Origin of the sequence: Gilvimarinus gilvus, assembly GCF_030518155.1 — a bacterium.
Taxonomy (GTDB): domain Bacteria; phylum Pseudomonadota; class Gammaproteobacteria; order Pseudomonadales; family Cellvibrionaceae; genus Gilvimarinus; species Gilvimarinus gilvus.
In genome coordinates this window covers 1-321 of the sequence record NZ_JAULRU010000118.1, presented here as the reverse complement: position 1 = coordinate 321, position 321 = coordinate 1, and the positions used below count along the sequence as shown (strand labels likewise).

At 43.9% G+C, this 321-nt stretch carries 1 protein-coding gene; it reads right to left on the bottom strand.

The window, feature by feature from the left end; genetic code table 11:
• Window positions 1-62 precede the first annotated feature (62 nt).
• On the bottom strand, window positions 63-321 hold a 259-nt coding region (locus QWI17_RS00665), incomplete at its 5' end, for a fructosamine kinase family protein (protein WP_302720567.1).

Here is a 321-nt window from a genome sequence, read left to right as displayed (position 1 = left end):
GGGCTTTAAAATCGCCCTGATCGGATTGACTCATAAATAACCTGAACATTAATACTTAATATTTAGCCGCTATAGTACTTCACTATGCGCTCAACATCACGGTGATAAGCCTCGCCAAATAGTAACAAATGGTTCAGATAGTGATAGAGATTATAAAGATCACTCCGGGAACGCCAATCAGACTGAATATCGCTGTTAAATTGATAAGCCTGATAAAAACGCTGACTGAATCCACCAAACATCAGGGTCATCGCCAACTCTGCCTCTGCCCAGCCATAATAGACCGAGGGATCTATCAGTGCAGGCTCTCCCGTAGGGCCA